Source organism: Novosphingobium barchaimii LL02, assembly GCF_001046635.1.
GTDB classification, from domain to species: Bacteria; Pseudomonadota; Alphaproteobacteria; order Sphingomonadales; family Sphingomonadaceae; genus Novosphingobium; species Novosphingobium barchaimii.
Window position 1 is genome coordinate 779,573 of record NZ_KQ130453.1, and the last position, 21,318, is coordinate 800,890.

The window sequence follows — 21,318 nt, forward strand, 5'->3', positions numbered from 1 at the left end:
GGGGCATATGGCTATTGGTCGGCAGGCGGAGGTTTCAAACCCATTGCCCGCCTAGTGGGAAGCGGAATTTCGTGTTTGCCGGCAGCACCCTGACGCCAAGAAGGGCGCACCTTGCGGTACGCCCTTCTGTCTGTTTTCGATTGTATTTCCGGCGTCAGACCACGGCGCAGATGGTCTTCCACTCCAGGTAATTCTCCAAGGCCTGCCGCCCGCTGTCGCGGCCCCAGCCGGACTGCTTGACGCCGCCGATGGCCAGTGTGGGATCGTACATCGCGTGACAGTTGATCCACACAGTGCCCGCCTTGATCGCGCTCGACATCCGGTGAGCGTTCGACAGGCCCTCGGTCCAGACGCTGGCGGCAAGGCCGTATTCGCTGTCGTTCGCAGCCGCGATCACTTCCTCCACATCGTCGAAGGCCTGCGCGACCAGGACCGGGCCGAACACTTCTTCGCGCACGATCTCCATGCCGGGCTTTACGTCGACGACAAGGGTGGGGGTGATGAAGGTGCCTGCCTCACCGGTACGCTCGCCGCCGGCCAGCATCGTCGCCCCCTCGGCGCGGGCGCGCTGGAGGAAGCCCTCGACACGCTCGGCATGGCGCAGCGATACCACCGGACCCATCTGCGTATCGGCGGCAAGGCCGTGGCCCAGCTTCAGGCCCTTGGCATATTCGGCCACGCCTTCCACGACCTGATCGTGGACGGAACGATGGACGTAAAGCCTCGATCCGGCGATGCACACCTGCCCGCCGTTGAAGTAGATCGCATTGGCGACGCCAGGGATCGCCTGCGACAGGTCGGCATCGGGCATGATGATGGAGGGTGACTTGCCGCCCAGTTCCAGCGTCACGCGCTTGAAATTGGTCTTCGCGGCATCGAGCACCGCGCGGCCGGTGGCGGTGGAGCCGGTGAACGCGATCTTGGCGACGCCCGGATGGGCAGCCAGCGCCGCGCCGGTTTCGCCGCCCAGGCCGGTGACGATGTTGATGACGCCCGCAGGCACCCCAGCCTCGATCATCAGTTCGCCAAGGCGCAGTGCGGTGAGCGAGGTGTCCTCGGCAGGTTTGAGCACAACGGTACAGCCTGCCGCTAGCGCCGGGGCCAGCTTCATCGCTGTGAGCACCAGCGGGGAGTTCCACGGCACAATGGCGGCCACCACGCCTACCGGTTCGCGCACCGTCCATGTGCGCATCTGCTTGCCGGCGGGCTGGTAGTTGATCGAGCTTTCGAGCGTGCTGCCCTCTATAGCCATGGCCTGTCCGGCAAAAAAGCGGAACTGGCTGACGGCGCCGGGGATCTCGGCCCAGCGGCCGACGAACAGCGGCTTGCCTTGGTCGAGCGTTTCCAGTTCGGCAAGGTCGTCGATGTTCGCCTCGATAAGGTCCGCCACCTTCCAGAGGATGCGCGCGCGCTCTGCGGGAACCGTGGCGCCCCAGACTGCCAGCGCGGCACGGGCGGCAGAAACGGCGGCATCGACATCGGCCGCGCCGGCCTTGGCGACCTGCCCCAGTTCGCTGCCGGTGGCGGGGTCCAGGGTAGCGAACGTGCCGCCATTCGCGGCCTGCGCCCACTCGCCGCCGATCAGCAGGCCCTGTCCGCTGGCGCGCCGCGCAAGAAACTCCCGCGTACCGGTGCGAAGCGTGCTGAAGTCGAGTGGCATGGCTGTCTCCTTTGTTGCGACCTTCCTAGTATGGTGAACGGCGACGTGGCCCCTCACCACCCCAAAAATTCGCTTGGCGGATAAGTTTGTCCGAAACCGCAGCGCCGGCGCGCCTGCACAGTACGCATAACAGGATGCGGCCTTGCCGGATTGTTATATTTATATACCATTTTGATAAACCCGGAGTCGTCAACCGCACACCGCGCGCGAAATTCGGGACCAAGAAACGGCCTGCGGGCAAACCGGGATGGGAAACGCATGACCTATCGTTTGGGCGTGGATGTCGGCGGGACGTTCACCGATCTGTTGCTGTTCAACCAGGAAAACGGTGAGTTCTGGCGTCACAAGACGCCGTCGACCCCGCATGACAGTTCCGAGGGCATTCTGAACGGTGTAACCGCCGTTTGCGAAAAGGGCGGTATCGCCCCGTCCGACGTCGAATTCTTCCTGCACGGCACCACCGTCGCCACCAATGCGGTGCTCGAGGGGAAGGGCGCGCGCGTTGGCCTTATCACCACCGATGGCTATCGCCAGGTGATGCAGATCGCCCGTTCCTTCGTGCCCGGCGGCCTGGCAGGTTGGATCGTCTGGCCCAAGCCCGAGCCGTTGGCCGCGCTGGAGGACACCTTCGAGATCGCCGGCCGCATGAATGCCCGCGGCGAGGAAACCGCCCCGATCGACGAGGCCCAGATCCGCTCCGTACTGGAAACGCTCAAAGCCTCTGGCGTGGAAGCGCTGACCGTTGCGCTCATTAACGCCTATCTAAACGGCGCGCACGAAGTTCGGGTGGCTGAACTGGCCGCAGAGATCATGCCCGACGTGCCGATCTCCCTTAGCCACCTTGTCCTGCCGGAGATGCAGGAATACGAACGCACGCTTACTACCGTGGCCAATGCCGCTGTGCGCCCGGTCGTGGGCAAGTACGTGCGCAACCTGCGCAGCCGGCTGCGCGGTGCCGGCATGGCGGGCTCGCTCTCCCTGCTGCGTTCGGACGGCGGGTTGATGAGTTCGGAGAAGTCTGAGGAGCATCCCGTCTCGCTGCTGATGTCTGGCCCTGCAGGCGGCGTCACCGGCGCGATCTGGGTCGGCCGCAATGCCGGTATCCGCAATATCCTGACGCTGGACGTCGGCGGGACCTCCACCGACGTCGCCCTGATCGAGGACCTTGAGGCGCGCCGCCAGCGCACTACCGAAGTCGGGCACCTTTCCGTCCGCGCCTCCGCGCTGGATGTGAAGACAGTCGGTGCAGGCGGCGGGTCCATCGCCTATGTGCCAGAGTTGACCAAAGCGCTGCGCGTCGGCCCACAGTCGGCCGGCGCGGTGCCGGGGCCCGTCGCCTATGGCAAGGGCGGCACCGCGCCCACCGTCACCGACGCCAACGTCGTGCTCGGCTACCTGCCCGAAAACCTGCTTGGCGGCACATTCAAGCTCGATCGTGAGGGCGCTAGGACCGCTGTCCAGACCATCGCCGACGCGCTTGGCATCGGCCTGATGGAAGCCGCGCGCGGCATCATCGACATCGTCAACGAGAACATGTTCGGCGCTCTGCGTATGATCTCGGTGCAGCAGGGCTACGACCCGCGCGACTTCGCGGTGATGGGCTTCGGCGGCGCCGGCCCGCTGCATGTCAACGCGGTGGCCCGGCTGATGGGGTCATGGCCTGCCGTCTCGCCGGTCTCGCCGGGCGTGCTCTGCGCGCTTGGTGATGCCACTACCCGTATGCGCACCGAAACCGCGCGCTCGTTCTCGCAGCGCGTGGCTGATACCGGAGAGGATCAGGTGCTGACCCTGCTGGAGGAAATGGCCCGCCAGACCCGCGCCGAGCTGGTGGCCGAAGGCATCGCCGATGCCGACATAACCAGCCAGTTCGAACTCGACGTGCGCTATGAAGGGCAAGCCTTCGAAGTACCGCTCTCGATCGACCCGGAAACGCTGAAAGCCGATGGTCTGGCGGGCGTCACTGCTCGCTTTGATGCCGAGCACCTGCGCCTTTTCACTTTCAACATGGACTCGGCCCATGAACTGGTGAACCTGCGCGCGGTGGCAATGGGCCCTGCGCTGGAACTGCCCTCGCCCCCTCTCGAAAAGGGAGACGGCAATCCGATCCGCGCCAAGATCCGCGATCACGAACTGTGGACCGGCAGCGCCATGCAGGCGGCCGTCATCTACGACCGCGCGAAGCTGCTTGCCGGAGACGTGATCCCCGGCCCCGCCGTCGTCACCGAGATGGATTCGACCACGCTGATCGAAGCCGACTGCATCGGCACCGTCGATCACGCCGGCAACATCCTCATCAACCTCGCCTGAGGGAGCCTTTCACATGACCGCACGCATCATCCAGGCCAACCAGGCTCCCTTTCAGACCGTACACGTCGACCCGGTCACGCTCGACATCATCGAGAACGCACTGCGTAACGCCCGCATCGAGATGGACGCCACGCTGGTGCGCACCGCCATGTCGCCCGGCATCCGCGAACAGGGCGACGCCTTCCCCCTCATCGCCGACCACAAGGGCAAGATGATCGTGGGCCAGTTCGGCTCCTACATCGGCCCCTTCCTGGACGGCTTCGACGGCACGGTAGAGGACGGGGACCTTATCTTCCTGTCCGACCCCTATTCGGTTGGCGGCGCAATCAGCCATTGCAACGACTGGCTGGTGCTGCTGCCGGTGTTCAAGGACGGGCGCCTGATCGCCTATACCTCGATGTTCGGCCACCAGAGCGACATCGGCGGAATGGTGCCCGGATCGATGCCGATCCACGCCACCGAAATCTTTCAGGAAGGCGTGCGCATCCCGCCCGTGAAGATCTGGAAGAAGGGCGAATACAACGAGGACCTCATCAAGCTGGTCATGCACCAGTCGCGCACCCCGGACTGGTGCAAGGCGGACCTCAACGCCCTGATCGCTTCTTGCCGGGTCGCCGCGCACCGTGTGGTCGAAATGGTGGAGCGCTTCGGCGACGATGTCTTCGTGTCGGCCACCGACATGCTGCTGGAACGCAACCACCGCGCGATGAAGCATCTGATCGAAAGCTCGATCGGCGAGGACAAGGTGTCCTTCGAGGACTACATCTGCGACGACGGCATGGGGTGCGGCCCGTACAAGATCAAGTGCACGATGTGGCGCGAGAACGGCCGCGTCGTGCTAGACTTCGCGGGCACCGATCCGCAGTCGAAGGCATCGATCAACATGCTGCTGAACGAAAACATGATGCGCATGTTCTTCGGCATCTACATGATCATGATTTTCGACCCGCAGATCCTGTTCAACGACGGGTATTACGACCTGATCGACGTGCGCATTCCCGAAGGTTCGCTGCTCAAGCCGAAGTTCCCCGCCGCGCTTTCGGGCCGCACCCACGTGCTGGGACGCCTGTTCGACATCCTGGGCGGCCTGCTGGGCCAGAAAACACCGGAATTCCTCAACGCCGCCGGCTTCTCGTCGTCGCCGCACCTGTTCTATGCAGGGCACGACAAGGCCGGAAAGTGGTTCCAGCTGTTCCAGATCGGCTTTGGCGGGATTCCCGGCCGTCCGCTGGGCGACGGCCCGGATGGCCATTCGCTGTTTCCGGGCTTCACCAACGTGCCCAACGAGTTTCTGGAACGCTACTTTCCGCTGGAGATCGTGCGTTACGAAACGGTGGCGGATTCGGGCGGGGCTGGCCTGCACCGGGGCGGTAACGGCATCAACATGGTCTACCGCTTCCTGGAAAGCGGCGTAATCGCCATCCACGACGACCGCTGGTTCGTACCTCCTTGGGGCGTCAACGGCGGACTTCCGGGCAAGCGCGCGAAAAAGATTCTCACCAAAGCAGACGGCACGCGGATCGTCGTCGGCAACAAGCTGGAGGACTATCCGGTCGAGGCCGGTGACGAACTCCAGTTCATCACCTGGGGCGGCGGCGGCTGGGGCGACCCGCTCGACCGCGAACCGGCGCTGCTGGCCAAGGAACTCAAGCAAGGGCTCGTCACCGCAGAGGGCGCGAAGGACTACGGTGTAGTGCTGGTCAACGGTTCGGTGGACGACGCGGCGACGCAGGCGTTACGCAGCGAAATGCGCGCCGTGCGCGGCGCAGTTCCAGTGTTCAACTTTGGCCCCGACATCGAGGAATTGCGCCGCAACTGCCTCGCTGAAACCGGCCTGCCTGCGCCGACCGCGCCGCAGTGGGCCACCCTCTCGAACGGCGCGCTCGCCGAAGCCGCCGCATAAGCATTCAGATTACAAGGAAACCATCATGGCCAACCCGATTTTTCGCCAGAAGCTGGAAAGCGGCAAATTCTTCATCGTCCCCGGCATCCAGGACATGATCGCCGCAGTGATCGCCAACAAGGTCGGGTTCGACCTCGTCTACGGCACCGGCTACTGGCTCACCGCCTCTGCCTGGGGGCTGCCTGATGCTGGCATCGCCACTTACACCGAGATGCGTAACCGCATGGAAACGCTGGTACGCACTTCCAACGCAGCGGTGATCGCCGATGCCGACACCGGCTACGGCGGCCTGCTCAACGTCCACCACACCGTCAAAGGCTACGAGGCTTCGGGCGTCACCGCGATCCAGTTCGAAGACCAGGAATTCCCCAAGAAATGCGGCCACACGCCTTTCAAGCGCCTGATCCCGCTGGAAGACATGGTCGAGAAAATCAAGGTCGCCATCGATGCCCGCAGCGATGAAAATCTCGTCGTCATCGCCCGCAGCGATGCCCGCGCCAGCGAAGGTATGGACGGCATGCTCCGCCGCCTGGAAGCCTATTCCAAGGCGGGCGCCGACGTACTCTTTCCAGAAGCGCTGACCTCGGAAGAAGAAATGCGCCGCGCCTGCGCCGAACTGGACAAGCCGTGCATGGCCAACATGTCGAACGGCGGGAAATCCCCGGTGCCGAACGCCTCGGTGCTGGAGGAGATCGGCTATGCCTATGCAATCTACCCCTCGCTCACCAGCCTCGTCGCCTGCACTGCGATGGAGAAGGCGTTACGTAACCTCAAGGATAACGGTGTCGGCGAGCCGGAAGGCATCTTCGACTTCAACGAGTTCTGCTCGCTGATCGGCTTCGAGGACGTCTGGGACTTCGAGAAGAAGTGGGCGCCCGCCCCGGCTCCGGTCAACTAAGGCATAATCCCATGAAACGCCGCATCGCCGCTGCCGTCCTCTCCCGCTCGGGCGACCATCCCAAGCCCTATGCCGAGAACGAACCCCTCGCGGTTCGCCAACTCGATCTTGACGATCCGCTGCCCGGCGAAGTGCTGGTACGCATCGATGCTGCGGGCATCTGCCACTCGGACCTCTCGGTCATCAATGGCGACCGCCCACGGCCGATGCCGATGGCGCTGGGGCACGAGGCCGCGGGCACCGTGCTCGAACTTGGCGATCCTGATGAGCCGGGCCTCGCCGTGGGCGACCGCGTGGTGCTGGTCTTCCTGCCCAGTTGCGGTCAATGCGTGCAGTGCCTTTCGGGCGAGGGGTATCTCTGCGCCAACGGCGCCGCCGCCAACGGCAAGGGCGAATTGATGCGCGGCGGCAGCCGCCTGTCCTGCAACGGGGAACATGGCCGCGAGACCGTGCACCATCACCTCGGCGTCTCGGCCTTCGCGACCCAGGCGGTGGTGGACCGCCGCTCGCTGGTGAAGATCGATGCCGATATTCCGCCCGAAACCGCCGCCCTTTTCGGCTGTGCGGTATTGACCGGGGTCGGTGCGGTGATGAACACCGCGAAAGTCCAGCCGGGTGAAAGCGTGACCGTGATCGGCCTAGGCGGCGTTGGCCTTTCGGCGCTGCTGGGCGCGCTGGCGGCGGGCGCGCAGCCGGTCCATGCCGTTGACCCGTCTCCCGCAAAGCGGGCGCTGGCATTGGAACTGGGCGCGGCCAGTGCTTCGGCTCCCGGCGAGGATGAAGTGGCGATGGGCAGCGACGTGGTGGTCGAAACGGTCGGCAAGGCCGCCGTGCTCGCCCACGCATACCGCTCGGCTCGGCGCGGCGGGCGCATCGTTACGGTAGGCTTGCCCAATCCTTCGGAAGAACTGTCGATCAACGCGCTATCGGTGGTGGCTGACGGAAAAACCCTCATGGGCAGCTACATGGGCTCCTCAATCCCCGCCCGCGACATCCCCCGATACATCAAACTCTGGCGCGCAGGACGCCTGCCGGTGGAGAAGCTGCTGACCTCGGTTGGTCCGCTGGAGGAGATCAACGAGGCCATGGACAAGCTGGCTTCGGGTGAGGCTATCCGACAGGTGATCGTGCCCGGCTGGTAGCCGCAAAGCAGGACCCGCGCTGCAAATGCCGATGGGCGGATTGGTTCCCGCCTATCGGCTTTATCTATCCGACAGTCGGATAATAGCTTGATTAATTCGAGCAAACGTCATTCTCTTGTCACTCTCTCTTCATCGCAAGAAACTGACAGGGTCTGATAATGGAAAAAGGGGTTCCAATTCGCTCTATCACGCGTTCGATCGCGGCATTGAAAGCCATCAACCGACACGGTTCGCTCTCCATGATGGAGATCGCCAAGGCTTCCGAAGTGCCCTATCCGACCGCGTGCCGCATCGTTCAGACCTTGCTTTATGAAGGCCTGATCGAGCAGGAGCCCGCGCGCAAGCGCTACCGCGCGACCGCTATGGTCCAGACACTGGCCACCGGATTTCAGCATGACGACGAACTCGTCCGCTTGGCCCGTCCGCATATCGTTGGCCTGACCAAGCGCGTCGGCTGGCCGGTCTCAATAGCGATTCGCGTGGGCCGCGAGATGATGCTGCGCGATTCGACGCACTCGAACTCGTCGCTGACGTTTGAGCGGTATTACCCCGGCTTTACGCTGCCGATCCTCGATAGCGCCTCAGGGAAGGTCTCGATGGCCTATGCTCCCGACGATGAGCGCGAAATGATCCTGCGCTTCATGCGTGTCTCGCAGGAAATCGACCTCAACTATCTCGCCACCGCCGAAGTCAGCCTGGATGTCGAGCGCATCCGTGCTGAAGGTTACGCGGTGCAGGGCCGTAACCACTTCAACCTGACGCCGGGCAAGACCTCGTCGATCTCGGTCCCGATCTTCCGCAATGGGCACTTCGAAGCGGCGATGACCATGGTGTTCTTCGTGGCAGCCATGCGGCTTTCGCAGGCGCTGGAACTCTACCTCGACGATCTGCGCGCGACGGCCGCTGCGATCAGTCACGACCTGTCGAACCCGATGCCGATGGGCAACGCCTGACACGAAAACGGGAGGTCCAGTGGACCTCCCGAGATGTTGCCTCCGACGCGCCTCAACGGCGCTTTTTTATTGGTTCGACGTCAAAGCCGAGCAGTGACCGCCTTGGTTTCAAGATAACCATCGAGCCCTTCTTTGCCGAACTCGCGACCCCAGCCCGACTGGCCGTAGCCGCCAAAGGGGATGTTGGTCCCCACCGCGCCGTGGCAATTGATCGAGACATGGCCGGAACGGATACGCTTCACCAGCCGGTGCGCGGTCGAAAGGTCCTTGGTCCAGACCGAACCGGACAGCCCATAAGGCGTGTCGTTGGCCATCGCCGCCAGTTCGTCGAGATCGGTCGTCTCGACTTTCATCACTGCCATAACCGGCCCGAAAATCTCTTCCTTCACCAGCGCCATGTCCGGACGGCAGTCCGTATAGATCGTCGGCCGGATGAAGTTGCCCGGACGGTCCAATTTCTCTCCGCCTGTCACCAGCGTTGCCCCGCCTGCCTCGGCACTACCGATGTAGCCCATGACCTTGGCTGTATGGGCCCCGGAAATCATCGGCCCCTGCATCGTCGCCGGGTCAAGGCCGTGCCCCAGTTTCATTGACTCCGCAAAGCCCTTGAGCCCGGCCACCAGTTGGTCATGCACGTCGGCATGGGCGAAGATGCGCGTGCCGGCCATGCAGTTCTGGCCCTGCAGGAAGAAAGTCGCCATTGCGACGCCCGGCACGGCCAGCGAAAGGTCGGCGTCGGGCATGATCATGACCGGGCTCTTGCCGCCCAGTTCCAGGCTGACCTTTTTGAGATTTCCCAGCGCCGCCGAGACGATCTTGCGCCCGGTCGCGGTGGAGCCGGTGAACGAGACCTTGTCGATCCCCGGATGCGCCGCGATCGCAGCCCCGGCATCGCCGCCGAGGCCATTGACGATATTGACCACCCCTGCGGGAAAGCCAGCGTCCAGCACCATCTGCCCCAGCGCAAGCACCGAAAGCGGGGTCTCTTCCGACGGCTTTATGACTACCGTGCAGCCGGCCGCCAGGGCCGGCGCCAGCTTCAGGATCGCGGTCGAAAGCGGTACGTTCCACGGCACGATCTGGCCGACCACGCCCACAGGTTCGCGCAAGGTGTAAGTCAGCGCTTCGGTTTCCGCGGCGATATGGCGCGGGGGCGCGGTGGTGGTGCCCTCGATGCGCATGATCGCGCCTGCGTAATAGTCGATCATCTCGACGCAGTTCGACGTCGTCAATCCGGCGATGAAGGCGGGCATGCCATTGTCGAGAATGTCGAGCTGAGTCAGCAGCAGCGCGTTCTGCTCCATGATCCGGGCAAGTCGGTGCATCAGCGCGGTCCGTTCAGCCACGGTCATGCGGGTCCACGGCCCGTCGAACGCCCGCCGCGCGGCGGCCACGGCGCGGTCCACTTCCGCAGCCCCGCCCGTCTGGACACGGGTCAGCTCTATGCCGGTGGCCGGGTCGATGCTCGCCATCTCGCCGCTGCCCTCGACCCATTCGCCGCCGATCAGCAGCTTGTGGGTCTTGCCGAGGAAAGCGGCGGTTTCGGGCGCGATGGCGTGGCCATCGAACGGTACAGCGTTGGCGCTCATACCGGTACCGTCCGGCAATCGTAAGTGAACAGTCCCAGCGATTCTTCGTCCTTCGTGCCTTCGAGGCCGAAGAAGTCGGTGTTCTGTCCCTGCATGCGGTCGGCGTTGGCGTTGCTCTCGGCCTGGATGAAGGTCGCGCGTTCGTGGCGCGCGGCTTCGTAGCGCTTCAGGCCCTCGCCGATGGAGGCTGAGGCCGCCAATGCGCGGGCCAGCACCACACCGTCCTCGATACCGCAGGCCGCACCGTGCCCCAGGAACGGCGTCATGGCGTGGGCGGCGTCGCCGATCAGGGTGACGTTGTCGTCGACGATCCAGCCGGGCAGCGCGGTGCGGGCGTTGATCGCCCACTTGTACATCGGCTGCTCGCAGGCGGCCGCGATCAGTTTCTGTGCATCGTCGCACCAGCCTGCATAGACCTTGCGGACTTCCTCCGGGTCGACCGGAGTGGTCCAGCCTTCCTCATTCCAGCCTTCCTGGCGTGAGAAGAACACCAAGTTCATCGCCGTCGACCCACGGATATTATAGCGTGTGATCATTGCGCCCGGACCGATGATGATGCCGGGAAAGTCGGAAAGCTCCTGCAGTTCCGGCGTCACCGGCACCAGGCAGCGCCAGGCGACGTGGCCGGTGAAGTGCGGCGGCGTGGTCTCGAAGCGTTCGCGGATCACAGACTTGACGCCGTCCGCACCAACGATGAGGTCACCCGTCACGGTCGAACCGTCGACCAGCGTCACAGTGTTGCCATCGCTGGAAACCACGCCGGCGCTGGTGCGCAGCTCAACGCCCGCGCGGCGCGCGGCGCCCAGGAGCACTTCGTGCAGGTCGGCGCGGTGAATCGTAACGTAAGGCGCGCCGTACTTGTCACGCTGGTCCGAACGGTCCTTGGCCACGATGGTGCGCCCATCATGCCAGTGCTGGATACGCTGGCGGCTAGGCTCGACGCCCGCAGTTGCCGTTTCCTCGCAGATGCCGATGAAATCGAGGCCCTTCATCGCGTTCGGGGACAGCGTAACACCCGCCCCGATCTCGCCAAATTCACGCGCGCTTTCGAGCAGCGTGACCTTGAAGCCCTCCTGCGCAAGCGCGGCGGCTGCGGTCATACCCGCAATGCCGCCGCCCACCACGACGATAGTTTCGCTGCGGCCCATGTCAGCCCTTGCTCTCGAGTTGGCCGGGAATGTGCGACTCGTGGTTCTGAAGATACCACTCGGCGATTTCCTCACGGGTGGCCCACCAGACGCCCGGCAGCGACTTGGCGTGTTCGATGAATTCACGCAGCGCCCGCACGCGGTGGGCGCGGCCCGAGACATGCGGATGCAGGCCCACGTTCATGATACGGCCTGTCTTCGCACCCTCGGCATAGAGCACGTCGAGTTCCTCGATCAATGCATCACGGAACTGGTCGGTGGTGAAGTTTTTGCGGGTGATGAAGGTGAAGTCGTTGATCTCGTTCGAATAAGGCACCGAAACGATCGGGCCGTTCGGCGTGCGCAGCAGGAACGGCTGGTCGTCGTTCATGATGTCGCAGTAGAACGTGCAGCCCTGCTCCGCCAGAATGTCGGCCGTCTGCATCGTGCCGCGCAGCGAGGACGAGAGCCAGCCCTTCGATTTGCGGCCGGTGAACTTCTCAAACTGCTCAAGGCTGCGCATGACGATGTCGCGCTCCTTCTCCGGGTGGTGGGCGAAGTTGGTCAGCAGTTCGCCCTGCTCCCAGTTATGGGTCAGCAGTTCCCAGCCGCGCTCAAGCACGGCGTCGGTCATTGCCTTGCGGCGCTCGAACGTCACGGCGTTGGTGGTGCAGCTGGCCGGAACGCCCAGTTCGTCGAACAGTTCGAACAGGCGCCAGATGCCTACGCGCTGGCCGTATTCGCGCCAGGTGAAGTTCGGAAAGTCAGGCGTATTTCCGGGCAGTACATCGGGCAGGATCGCCGGGCCGCCCGCGTAATAGGGCTTGTCTGTGTCCTTGGTAAGGTCCCAGGTTTCAAGGTTGAACGTCAGGATCAGGGCAACCCGCGCGTCGTTCGGCCACTTGAGGGGCTTACGCTGCGGAAGGGGGACGTAATCGTATTCCATGGGACAATTCTCGCTTACGACTTGTTACAGGACCCGAACCATAATCCAGGCATCCTTCCCCACCCCCGCGCCGCGAATCTCCGACTTGCGATCAAAGGCTTGCAAGTTTCGGATAAGCCGGGGGCGACACCTCATGGCACTCACATGCCGAGAACTTCAAGAGCCACGCGCTCGGAAGATTCCAGAGCGCCTTCCAGGCCCCGCGCACCTGTGGCGGTATGTTCGCCGCAGAAGAACAGATTGCCGGCCGGCTTTGCCATCTCGTCCATCCAGGCCACCTGCCCGGGCGCGATGTAGGAAAAGTCACCCAGGTTGAACTTTTCCTGCGACCAGCTGAAATAGGAATGCGCGGTCAGCTTGCCTTTCGCGGCAGGACGCAGCGCCTCGATCCGGGCGACGACCATGGCCTTGACCGCTTCTGCTCCGGCCCGGTCCCAATAGTTCGCGAGATTGCCTCGGGCCTGCGCGATGAAGCCGGTGATCTGCTGGGGGTCTTCACCGTAGCGCTGCGGGATGACGTTGCCGAGCGTCCCGTCAGTCCACATGGCGGGCGCAAGGCCGTCCTGCTCCCAGAAAGGGGTCTCTGCCGTCACGAAAACCATGGAAATCGGCTGATAGCCGAGCTGCGCCACCGCCTGCGCCTGAATGCCGGAAAGACCGGGGTCGATCGCCACGTTGCGCAGCGCAGAGAACGGCAGCGAGCAGATTACCTTCGGCGCGGAGAACGTCGCCCCATCTGCGCAATGAACGGTGACCTTGCCCCCCGCTTGGGTGATCGCCACGATTTCGCGGCCCAGCAGGAGGTCGCCCTTCATCTGCTTTGCCAGCGCCATCGGCATAAGCAGGTTGCCGCCTTTCACTGCGAAGGACTTTGGGCCCGCAGCGATCTGCGCCTTGACGAAACCGTCGTTGTATTCGCTGAGCAGCGCCGAAACGTCGTAGGCGTTCATGCCGTAATAGGGCGCGATATCGTAGGCGAGGTGGATCGCCTGATCCGATAGCCCCTGCTCGCGCAAAAATGCATGGAGCGAGATGTCGAGCTTCGCGTTGACCGGATCGTGCCAGGAGTTCCAGTCCGTCAGCCGGGTTTTCTGGGCCACCAGCATCGGCACGAGTTCGCCGGGCATCACCGATTTGAACGCATCGGGGAAGGGGTTCCCGGGAAACTTCGCCCATTCCTCACGGGTGAGCGCCTTGTCGCCCATGTACAGCAGGCCCGGCGGGCCGATGCGATAGCGGGCGCCCACTTCCTGCATCTCGACGCCGGCGCGGTTGGCGATATCCAGGCCGCGGCCATAGCCCTCGCCCATCGAATTGAAGCCCATCTCGGGATAGCCAGGCTGGTCAAGCAAGGTCATGATCCGCCCGCCGACACGATCGCGCGCCTCGATCACGCTGACCTTGAGGCCCTGGTCCTCAAGCAGCCAGGCCGCCTGTAGACCAGAGATACCTGCGCCAAGGACCAGCACATCGGGCTCACCGGAACGCGCGGCAGCGGGTTTCGCCTTCGCCGCCTTCGCAGCAGAGGTGCGCGGCAGGCCCGAGGCCAGTGCGCCCACGCCGAACGCCGCTGCGCCGATTGCGAACCTGCGCCTGTCCATCGCCATCCGTGCCTGCTCCTCGATCCGTAGGGGGCTGAAACGCGCAGTAATCGCGCGAAATCGTAGTCTCAACGAGAGATACCGCGCCGTGTGAAAGTCAGGACGGGATCGGCGTGGATGCCCATCAGGCGGATAACCGGGTCAGGCGGAATGGTACTGGTCTAGGCAAGGAAGGCGTTCACCTCTGCCACGACCCGGTCCCGCTCCAGTTGGATGACCCCGTGCTTGACGCCAGGCATGTCGATCCTGCGGCCACCGCGATAATGGTGGGCGGTTTCGAGTGTGACATCCCACAGGTCGTCCTCGGGATTGAACACCAGCACCGGCTGCCGGACCTGCGCCATCGCGCCAAGGAAGTCGTAGCGGTAGACCGAGATGTAGCCCCACGGCATCCGCGATCCAAGGCGCAGGTATTCCGCCATGTTGACGTGGCGTTCTTCGTAGGGAATGCGCGGATCGCTGAGTTCGCCGATGATCGACCACAGTTTCTCGACGTGAGAGAGATCCTTCCCCGGCGGAGGGAAAGCACTCAGGAGTTCTTCCAGCTTCGCCTCGCGCAGTTCCGCCGGGAAGGCCGCCACGCCGAACACCACGACGCGCCGCACCCGCTTCGGCAGGCTGCGCGCAAGTTCGGTCGCGATAAGCGAACCGGTGTGGAAACCCATGACGTCGAATGCGCCTGGCGCGATGATGCCTTGCGCGGCAAGGTCGTCCATCAGGGAGGCCATCACTTCCCCGAAATCCTCGATCCGTGCCGGTTCCGGGGGAACATCGCTCATACCGTAACCGGGCGTGTCTACTGCGATCACCGTGCGCCCCTGCGCCAGCGGCTCCATCACCGGCAACCAGTCCCTGCCGTTGCTGGGGGTCTGGTGAAGGCACAGCAGCGCAGGCCCCTGCGCACTGAGCGCGCCTTGAGCAATACGGTAGTGAAGCTGGCCGTAACGGCTGTCGGCATAGCCGCGTTTGATGACGGTCATTGCGTGATATCCTGATTATCGCCGGAGTAGGACAGCTCAGGTGCTGTCCGCTCCTGCTCGGCGGGGTCCGTCTCTACGAGATTGATGAAAACGCCGTCGCAGTCGCGGATGCAGACTTCGAGCTGAGCGCGGTGTTCCATCGTGAACAGCATCGGCTCAGGCGCCCAGGTGGCTCCCAGTTCGCGCAGCCGCGCCGTAGTCGCCGCCATACTTGTGACGTAGAATACCAGCGCTACCTCGCCGATCCGCGCCGGGCCGGTCGCTGGCGGCAGTTCTTCGGCGGGGGTGCCGTCGGCCAGTTGAAAAAGCCCGATCATCCCGTAGTTCGGCCCCGGACGCTTGACGATACGGATGCGGAACGGGCGCGGGTCCTCGAAACCAAGGATCGCCATGGCCGACGGATGATCCAGGTTTCCCTCGAAATATGTCTCGGTCAAGCCGATGGCGCGGTAGAACCTGGTCGCACGGTCGAGGTCGCGCACGAAAAGCGTGGCGCGGATCAGGGCGGAACTGGGATGCTCCTGCATGGTCGGTAGGCGTCCTTCGCGTTTCGTAAAGCGAAAACAGACGCGAGCGACCGCCAGCGTGCAGCCCCTCTCCCGCCAGTGGCCGATAGGTGGACATCCGGCACCTTTGCGGCTTGCTGCGCCCCCTGTTCCTTGCGCAGATATGCGAAAGGAACAGGGGACATCACCTAATGACCGATCATGTTCGGGGACATATTTCCTACTTGCGGGAAGGCGTGGAAACCGGGCGTGAATGGTTCGATCGGATCGACCACCCACAGACCGGCGCCAGCACGCTGCGCGCGTTCTGCGAGATGGACGACGCCGCCCTCACCCGCGACGTCACCTATTTCCTCGACAGCACATCGCGCCCGGTCGATGCCTTCTGCCGGGTTACCGTGGGCGGTGCGGTCAAGGGTACGGCGCTGTTCCTTGCCGAGAAGGAAGGCGTTCGCTGCGAGGCGCGAATGCAGGACCTCGGGCGGATTTCGCAGCATCTGCCGCTGAAAGAGCCGGCCGCCTATCTCGGTCTCCATCCGCTGGTCGGAGACGCGCTGGTGGCGCCGCTTCGCGGCACCGCGCGGGCCGGCGAATTCCTGCCGGTTCACGGCGTGACCAACTCCATCTCCCCGAACGGCGACCAGGGCCTTTACGCAATGCCCGTCACCATCGACGCCGCCTGGCTTGGCCGCGAGCAGGTAACGGTGCCCGCCGGCACGTTCGATGCCGACCGCTACGCCCTGCGCTGGCACGTGGACTGGCCCGTTGCAGACCTGTGGGTATACGGTCCGCGCGCCATATTCGTTCAGATGGCCTGGGACATGGTAGGCGCCCGCTACGAACTCACCGAAATCTCAGGCGCGGATTGAAAAAGCTCTCCGGCAGGCGAACATTCGGGACCAGCCCCTCCTCCGCCCCTCCAGCCGTGCGCATCATTGCACCGGACGCCCAGGCCCCATAAGGTGAAGCCGCATGAATTCGAGCCAGTTGCCTGCCAAGCCCATCACCCGGCGCGGCTATGCCGACGGTCCTTTCGGGCAGGTCCATTACCAGAACCTGGGAGACGGCGCCCCTCTGCTGCTGCTGCATCAGGCTCCCATGACATCCTCGCAGTTCGACTATGTCTATGAGCCGCTGGCCCGGCGCGGCTTCCGGGCGATCGGCATCGACATGCCCGGCTTCGGCGGTTCAGATGCCACTCCCGATACACCGACCATCGGCGACTATGCGCAGGTCGTGCCCGCAGTGCTCGATGCGCTGGGGTTGGAGAAAGCCGCGATCCTCGGCCACCATACCGGCGCGCTCGCCGCCACCGAGGCGGCTGTCGTGTTCCCTTCGCGAGTGAGCGCGCTCATCATCAATGGGCCCCTGCTGGTCGACGAAGCCGGCCTGCGCGAATTCATGGAAGGCCTGCACGAGAAGGAAAAGGCCTTCCATGCAGAACCCGAAGCGGGCCACATCGTCAACATCGTCAAGGTGCGCGACTGGTTGGCGAAAGGCGCGATCCCGCCCGAACGCCTGAGCGACTACGCGGTTCAGGCGCTCGTGGGCCGGGGCGCATATTGGTGGGGCCATCACGCTGCGTTCACGTACGATCAGGCCGCCCGCCTGCCACTGGTGACCCAGCCGGCCATGATCCTCACCAATACCGGCGACGTGATCCACAACCATGCACCTGCCGCCCATGCACTCCGCCCCGACTTCGCCTATGCGGCCCTTGAAGGCAGCGGCGTGGACATCGTCGACGAACAGCCCGAAGCCTGGGCCGATGCCGTAGCCGCGTTCCTGCACCCGGCCGGAAATACTCTCCAGGCGGATATTACAGCCTGATTTTCAGGGCGCACCGGAGCGGCGCGTTACGACCTTATTGCGTACCTCACCGCCGAAGCGCCCACTGGTTGAAGGATAGAACAAACGTGCCGTCACTGCGCAGCTTCAGCCCTACCGCCCTTGCCATCGCGTTGTCGCTCTGCGCGATCCAGCCTGCCGCCGCCCAGGGGACGTCTGCCTCGACCGCAGCTCCGTCTGCAAGCGCCCAGCCTCACCCATGGCTGACGGTTGCCGAGTTGCGCAAGCTCTACAAGGACGACCAGAGCCGGTTCCTGACCGTGGGCGACCTCACCATCCATTACAAGGATGAAGGCCCGCGCGATGCGCCCGTGTTGCTCATGGTCCACGGTTCGGAAAGCAGTTTGCGGACATGGGACCGGATCACACAGGTTCTCAAGAGCCGATACCGCGTGATACGCTTTGACCTGCCGTCCTATGGCCTATCCGATGGCCCCACCGACAAGGCTGTAAAGGCCCTTCAGCCTACCGACGTTCCCATCGCCCTGCTGGACAAGTTGGGCGTGAAGAAAGTGACGTTCGTCGGCGTGTCCAGCGGCGGCACCATGGGCATGTACCTTACCGCCCGCCGGCCAGACATGGTCGAGCGGCTGATCCTGTCCAACACGCCGTCCGACCCGGTGGATACCAGTCACCTCGTCATGCCCAAGGCGTTCCTCGATGCGCAGGCACGCGCCAAGGAGACGGGCTTTCGCGATCAGGATTTCTGGAACCAGTTCCTCAGCTACTTCGCGGGAGATGCCAGCCGCATTTCCGCGCAGACGCGCAAGGAATATTACGACTTCTACCGCCGTGTGCCCGAGAAGAACCTGATCGCACTGATCGCCCGCATCGGCGACGGCAAGCAGGCTTCGGTGGAAATGGCCAAGATCGACAAGCCGGCCTTCCTCATCTGGGGCGGCGCCGACCCGCTGCTGCCGGAATCGGCCGTAACTGCAATCACGCGCTATCTTTCGCACGCGCAGATTTCGAAGGTGGTGATGCCCGATGTCGGACATTACCCGCCGCTGGAAGTGCCGGACCGCTTCGCCCAGCTTGTCGCCGCCTATGTCGAGGCGGGAACGCCGAAGCTGCCGCAATAGCCGAAATCGCGTTCCGATTGCCCGCTGGTCGGAGATTGCCAGCCGCCGTCCTCCGCGGCATGGCTTTCCCCCTTAGGAGCGAACCATGACCGCACTGCGCACGCTTTACGAGAAGCTGTGGGACAGCCACGTCGTCGCCGAATTGCCCGGCGGCGACAGTCTGCTCTACATCGACCGCCACATCGTCCACGAAGTTTCGAGTCCGCAGGCCTTTGTTGCCATGCGCGAAAGCGGGCGCAAGTTGCGCCGGCCAGAAACGCACCTCGGCGTGGCGGATCACGCCGTCCCTACCCGGACCCGCGGCGGCGAAATCCCCGATCCGCAGGCCCGTGCGCAAGTCGCCGAGCTGGAAGGCAACGTCGCCGAATTCGGCGTGCCTTATGCCGATCTCACCGGACCGGAGCAGGGCATCGTCCATGTGATAGGCCCCGAGACCGGCTTCACCCTGCCCGGCACCACCGTGGTCTGCGGAGACAGTCACACGACAACCCACGGCGCGTTCGGGGCGCTTGCCTTCGGGATCGGCGCCAGCGAACAGGGCACTGTGATGGCCGCGCAGGCGCTGCCGCAGGGCAAGGCGCGCACGATGAAAGTCGAACTTGTCGGCAAGCGTCATCCGCTGATCGACGCCAAGGACATCGCGCTCGCCCTGATCGCCAGGATCGGCGCGCATGGCGCAGTGGGTCATGCCGTCGAATACGTCGGCCCCGCCATCGCCGGCATGGCCATGTCCGAGCGCATGACCTTGTGCAACATGACCATTGAGGCAGGCAGCCGCATGGGCATGGTCGCGCCCGACGAAGTGACGTTCGCCTACCTCAAGGGCCGCCGGCTTGCGCCCAGGGGAGCAGCCTGGGAGGCCGCGACCGCCTACTGGCGTACGCTCGCCAGCGATCCCGGCGCAGCTTACGACAGGATCGTCACGCTGGACCTCGACCTGATCGAGCCGCAGGTGAGCTGGGGCACCAGCCCCAACCAGACCCTGCCGATCGGCGCAATGGTGCCCAGCCCGGCCGCTATTGCCGATGCTTCCGAAAGGCGCGAAACCGAGAAGGCGCTCGCCTACATGGGGCTTGAAGCCGGACAGCCACTCTCCAGCGTTGCGATCGACCATGTCTTCATCGGCTCCTGCACCAATGGCCGCATCGAAGACCTGCGCGCCGCTGCCCGCATCGCGCAGGGCCGCAAGGTGGCGGATGGGGTACGCGCCATCGTCGTGCCGGGCTCCGCCGCCACCCGCGCGCTCGCCGAAGCCGAAGGGCTGGACCACATTTTTCGCGATGCCGGTTTCGAGTGGCGTTTCGCGGGCTGTTCGATGTGCGTGGCCATGAACGAGGACCGCCTTGCCCCCGGCGAGCGCTGCGCCAGCACATCCAACCGCAACTTCGAGGGGCGGCAAGGCCCCGGTGGCCGCACGCACCTGATGAGCCCGGCCATGGCGGCGGCCGCCGCCGTTTCCGGCCATCTCGCCGACGTGAGGGATTTCGCCTGATGCCCAGCACATCTTCAGACAAGGGGCCGTTCAAGACGGTCACCGGCCTCGCCGCCGCCATGCGCGAGGAGAACATCGATACCGATATCATCTTTCCGGCGCGCTTCCTGCTCATCACCGCGCGCTCCGGGCTGGGCGAATATGCGTTTCATGATCGCCGCTTCGATGCACAAGGCAAGGAAGTGCCCGGCTTCGTGCTGAATTCCGAGCAGTTCCGTGAAGCGCCGGTGATTGTCGCAGGTGCGAACTTCGGCTCCGGCTCCAGCCGCGAACAGGCGGTCTGGGCGCTGCTGGGCCGCGGAACCCGCGTGGTCATATCGTCCAGCTTCGGCGAAATCTTCTATTCGAACTGCCTGCGCAATGGCGTCTTGCCGATCCTGCTGCCGCAGGACGATGTCGCCGCGCTGATGGAGGCAGCGCAAAGCGGCGCCGTCTTCACCGCAGACCTCGAAACCCAGGAACTTCGGGTGGACGGACAAGGCGCGCGCACTTTCTCAATCCCTGCCGAACGCCGCATGGCGATGCTCAACGGCTGGGACGAGACCGACCAGATCATCAACCAGTACAGCCCTGCGATCGACGCCTTCGAACAGGGGCAGCGCCGCGTACAGCCGTGGCTTTATCAAGAGGAACAGGACGCATGAGCAGCGAGGAAGACCTGCTAGCCAACTACAAGAAGGCCTATGACAACCGCGTCGGCTTCGGATCGCGCCCCGCGCTGATCATGATCGATTTCTGCCAGGCCTATTTCGAGCCGGGAAATGCGCTCTATTCCGAGGTGGACGAGGCACTGGAATCGGCGCTGCGCGTGCGCGCCGCCGCCCGTGCGGCAGGCGTGCCGGTAGTGCTGACCAACGTGGTCTACCACCCCACGGGCTTCGACGGCGGCCGCTTCTATGAAAAGGCGATGCCGCTGAAGAACTTCCTCAAGGGCAGTCCGATGGGCGCCTTCGGCCCCGGCCTGGAGCCGTTCGACGATGAACTGGTGGTCTCCAAGCAGTACCCCAGCGCTTTCTTCGGCACTTCGCTAGCCTCGACACTGACGGCTGCGGGGATCGACAGTGTGATCCTGACCGGCCTCACCACATCGGGCTGCGTGCGCGCCACCTGCGTCGATGCCATGAGCCACGGCTTTCGCACCGCCGTCGTCGCCGAAGCCTGCGGCGACCGGCATGCCGCTCCGCATGAAGCGAACCTGTTCGACATGAATGCCAAGTATGCCGACGTCGTCGGCGAAGCCGAAGTCGTGGCCTTCCTTGAGGGCCTCAAGGCCTGAACACACTC

18 protein-coding genes are annotated in these 21,318 nt (G+C 64.2%); 11 read left to right on the plus strand and 7 right to left on the minus strand.

What is annotated here, in order from left to right; genetic code table 11:
- Nucleotides 1–154: 154 nt before the first annotated feature.
- Complete coding sequence (locus V474_RS10060) at nucleotides 155–1,660, minus strand: aldehyde dehydrogenase family protein (protein WP_059151353.1); 1,506 nt, start codon at nucleotides 1,658–1,660, stop codon at nucleotides 155–157.
- 258 nt (nucleotides 1,661–1,918) lie between these two features.
- On the opposite strand from V474_RS10060, the gene V474_RS10065 reads away from it, so the two are divergent.
- From V474_RS10065 to V474_RS10085, 5 genes are all read left to right on the plus strand, one after another.
- Nucleotides 1,919–3,967, plus strand: a complete 2,049-nt coding sequence (locus V474_RS10065; protein WP_059151354.1) for a hydantoinase/oxoprolinase family protein — start codon at nucleotides 1,919–1,921, stop codon at nucleotides 3,965–3,967.
- A gap of 13 nt (nucleotides 3,968–3,980) precedes the next feature.
- Nucleotides 3,981–5,870: a hydantoinase B/oxoprolinase family protein gene (locus V474_RS10070; protein ID WP_059151355.1), complete on the plus strand. Its 1,890-nt coding sequence runs from the start codon at nucleotides 3,981–3,983 to the stop codon at nucleotides 5,868–5,870.
- Between the two features lie 25 nt (nucleotides 5,871–5,895).
- Nucleotides 5,896–6,768 (plus strand): isocitrate lyase/PEP mutase family protein, encoded by an 873-nt coding sequence (locus tag V474_RS10075; protein ID WP_059151356.1) that lies wholly within the window; start codon nucleotides 5,896–5,898, stop codon nucleotides 6,766–6,768.
- 11 nt (nucleotides 6,769–6,779) lie between these two features.
- Nucleotides 6,780–7,910 (plus strand): alcohol dehydrogenase catalytic domain-containing protein, encoded by a 1,131-nt coding sequence (locus V474_RS10080; protein ID WP_059151357.1) that lies wholly within the window; start codon nucleotides 6,780–6,782, stop codon nucleotides 7,908–7,910.
- A 158-nt stretch (nucleotides 7,911–8,068) separates the two neighbouring features.
- Nucleotides 8,069–8,863, plus strand: coding sequence for an IclR family transcriptional regulator (locus V474_RS10085; protein ID WP_059151358.1), 795 nt, complete (start codon nucleotides 8,069–8,071; stop codon nucleotides 8,861–8,863).
- Between the two features lie 80 nt (nucleotides 8,864–8,943).
- On the opposite strand, the gene V474_RS10090 is transcribed toward V474_RS10085, so the two are convergent.
- From V474_RS10090 to V474_RS10115, 6 genes are all read right to left on the minus strand, one after another.
- Nucleotides 8,944–10,452, minus strand: coding sequence for an aldehyde dehydrogenase family protein (locus V474_RS10090; RefSeq protein WP_059151359.1), 1,509 nt, complete (start codon nucleotides 10,450–10,452; stop codon nucleotides 8,944–8,946).
- Nucleotides 10,449–11,600, minus strand: coding sequence for an FAD-dependent oxidoreductase (locus V474_RS10095; RefSeq protein ID WP_059151360.1), 1,152 nt, complete (start codon nucleotides 11,598–11,600; stop codon nucleotides 10,449–10,451). The genes V474_RS10090 and V474_RS10095 overlap by 4 nt, the downstream gene beginning before the upstream one ends.
- A 1-nt stretch (nucleotide 11,601) precedes the next feature.
- On the minus strand, nucleotides 11,602–12,525 hold the full coding sequence (locus V474_RS10100) for a polysaccharide deacetylase family protein (RefSeq protein WP_059151361.1): 924 nt from the start codon (nucleotides 12,523–12,525) through the stop codon (nucleotides 11,602–11,604).
- A 140-nt stretch (nucleotides 12,526–12,665) separates the two neighbouring features.
- The gene (locus V474_RS10105; protein WP_059151362.1) at nucleotides 12,666–14,132 is read right to left on the minus strand and encodes a flavin monoamine oxidase family protein; all 1,467 of its coding nucleotides are present in this window, start codon (nucleotides 14,130–14,132) and stop codon (nucleotides 12,666–12,668) included.
- 155 nt (nucleotides 14,133–14,287) lie between these two features.
- Nucleotides 14,288–15,106, minus strand: coding sequence for an alpha/beta fold hydrolase (locus tag V474_RS10110; protein ID WP_059151363.1), 819 nt, complete (start codon nucleotides 15,104–15,106; stop codon nucleotides 14,288–14,290).
- Nucleotides 15,103–15,633 carry a VOC family protein gene (locus tag V474_RS10115; protein WP_059151364.1) on the minus strand — a complete coding sequence of 177 codons (531 nt, stop codon included), beginning with the start codon at nucleotides 15,631–15,633 and terminating at the stop codon, nucleotides 15,103–15,105. Before V474_RS10115 ends, V474_RS10110 begins: the two co-directional genes overlap by 4 nt.
- A gap of 170 nt (nucleotides 15,634–15,803) precedes the next feature.
- Here V474_RS10115 and V474_RS10120 point away from each other — a divergent pair, with 170 nt between their 5' ends.
- The 6 genes from V474_RS10120 to V474_RS10145 all read left to right on the plus strand — a co-directional run bounded on the left by V474_RS10120 (nucleotide 15,804) and on the right by V474_RS10145 (nucleotide 21,310).
- A complete protein-coding gene (locus V474_RS10120; RefSeq protein WP_059151365.1) occupies nucleotides 15,804–16,481 on the plus strand; it encodes a hypothetical protein in 678 nt (225 codons plus the stop codon).
- 103 nt (nucleotides 16,482–16,584) lie between these two features.
- Nucleotides 16,585–17,442 carry an alpha/beta fold hydrolase gene (locus tag V474_RS10125; protein ID WP_059151366.1) on the plus strand — a complete coding sequence of 286 codons (858 nt, stop codon included), beginning with the start codon at nucleotides 16,585–16,587 and terminating at the stop codon, nucleotides 17,440–17,442.
- Nucleotides 17,443–17,528: 86 nt separating this feature from the next.
- Nucleotides 17,529–18,542 carry an alpha/beta fold hydrolase gene (locus tag V474_RS10130; RefSeq protein WP_082699712.1) on the plus strand — a complete coding sequence of 338 codons (1,014 nt, stop codon included), beginning with the start codon at nucleotides 17,529–17,531 and terminating at the stop codon, nucleotides 18,540–18,542.
- Nucleotides 18,543–18,627: 85 nt separating this feature from the next.
- Nucleotides 18,628–20,034, plus strand: coding sequence for a 3-isopropylmalate dehydratase large subunit (leuC, locus tag V474_RS10135; RefSeq protein WP_059151367.1), 1,407 nt, complete (start codon nucleotides 18,628–18,630; stop codon nucleotides 20,032–20,034).
- A complete protein-coding gene (gene leuD / locus V474_RS10140) occupies nucleotides 20,034–20,678 on the plus strand; it encodes a 3-isopropylmalate dehydratase small subunit (RefSeq protein WP_059151368.1) in 645 nt (214 codons plus the stop codon). Before leuC ends, leuD begins: the two co-directional genes overlap by 1 nt.
- Nucleotides 20,675–21,310: an isochorismatase family protein gene (locus tag V474_RS10145; RefSeq protein ID WP_059151369.1), complete on the plus strand. Its 636-nt coding sequence runs from the start codon at nucleotides 20,675–20,677 to the stop codon at nucleotides 21,308–21,310. Before leuD ends, V474_RS10145 begins: the two co-directional genes overlap by 4 nt.
- Nucleotides 21,311–21,318 lie beyond the last annotated feature (8 nt).